Origin of the sequence: Streptomyces sp. NPDC053048, from assembly GCF_044547045.1 — a bacterium.
GTDB lineage: Bacteria > Actinomycetota > Actinomycetes > Streptomycetales > Streptomycetaceae > Streptomyces.
This window is the reverse complement of the sequence record NZ_JBITZS010000016.1, coordinates 60562-62017: the sequence shown is the minus strand read 5'-3', so window position 1 is coordinate 62017 and position 1456 is coordinate 60562. Positions and strand designations below refer to the sequence as shown.

The window sequence follows — 1456 nt, the reverse complement described above, 5'->3', positions numbered from 1 at the left end:
GCTCGCTCATCCGTCCGCCCCATTCATGGCATGTCCATGCCGGAATCCGTCCCGCCGAGAGTTGGCGGTTATTCCAGGCAGAATACCCGGCTACCCGTCAGTAACCAGCGTGCGGCGCGATTCTGAGGCCCCGCCAGGGGGCCGGAACCGCTGTGCGGCCCGCTGGCGGCCTCTCCGGGCCGCCCGGACCCGATCACCCCGGCCCTCCGACGAGCGGCCGCCCGCGGGTCCGTTCTGCGCGTCGCTTTTCCGGCGCATCGCCGGAAAAGTTCCGTACGCCGGTTTCCCGACACCCCAGGGACGGCGCACTGTCAGCGCGCGCCACGCAGGCCGGACGCCCGTTCCGGCGGACTCGCGCGGCGGCGGACGGCCGCCGGAAGGGCAAGTCGGGCAGTGGCCCGCCTCCACGACGCAGCAGAAGAAGCCGCTGGGAAGAGTCGCGAGGAAAGAATCGTGCCGGTAATTATGAGAGGCGGCATCAGCTTTGAAAATGTCCGGGGGAATCCGCGGAGGAGCGAGAATTGAACTTCACGGCGGAAGCCTGAAAAAGATGCCGCAGGAGATTTGAAAAAATGCTGCGGAAGAAAAATCGGGAAACGTCTTCGCCGACAGAACCCGAAGCTAGAATGAATCCGCAGACGACGCACATGCGAAGACGAACCGTCACCTGCCCTCGGTACGCGGGACGATGCGCGTGCCGAGAGCCCGCCGCACGGTGTGTGACGGGCCCCCAGCGGCTCCCCGGCCTGTCTTCAGCAGGCCGGGGAGCTACCTGCCCATCATCGCGATGACCAGGTTCAATGCGGTGTTCAGCAGGCCGACCAGGGTGCTGCCGCAGACGGAACGGTCCGCCCTGCCGCAGCACCGGCATCGGCACCGGTGTCGCCGGCGCCCGGCCTCCCTTGTCCTGCCGGGACGCTTGGCCATGCGAGCCCCCTTCCCTACGGGGCGCCCTCGCGGGGCACCCGCCGTAACGAGCACCGGGAAAGCCCCGGAACCCGCACCAGCCAATGCCCCTGACGATGCGTCCAGAGAGAACGTACCGGCGGACCCCCGGGCCCCGCAGCAGAATGCCCAAACCGCGCCGGCCGCATTCCCCCACCGCGTTTCCCGAAATCGGTTTCGGGAAGGCTATTTCCCGTCACCGCTTTCGGGAAGTCCCAGCGCCCGCCGGACCAGCGTCCGGGACATGGCCGCCGCCGCGCGCCGCGACAGCGCCCGCTCCCCCGCCCCCTCCTGCTTCTCCGCCCGCAGCGCCACCCCGAGCAGCTGAAGCCACCGCTCCTCCGCGGCCCGGGCCGCGAGCACCCCGGCCACCGCCTCCTCCACCGTCGGGGGGGGGGGGGCGGCCCCCCCCCCCCCCGCCCGGCCCCGGGGCGGGGGGGCCCGGGGCCCCCCCGGCCCACCCCCCCCCCGGGCGGCCCGGCCCCGGCGGGGCACGGCCCCCGCGCCGGTG

General features: G+C 71.8%; 1 protein-coding gene. It reads right to left on the bottom strand.

Annotated features, from left to right (window positions below; translation table 11 throughout):
- Positions 1-1131: 1131 nt before the first annotated feature.
- Complete coding sequence (locus ACIG36_RS32345) at positions 1132-1317, bottom strand: hypothetical protein (RefSeq protein ID WP_399935832.1); 186 nt, start codon at positions 1315-1317, stop codon at positions 1132-1134.
- Positions 1318-1456 lie beyond the last annotated feature (139 nt).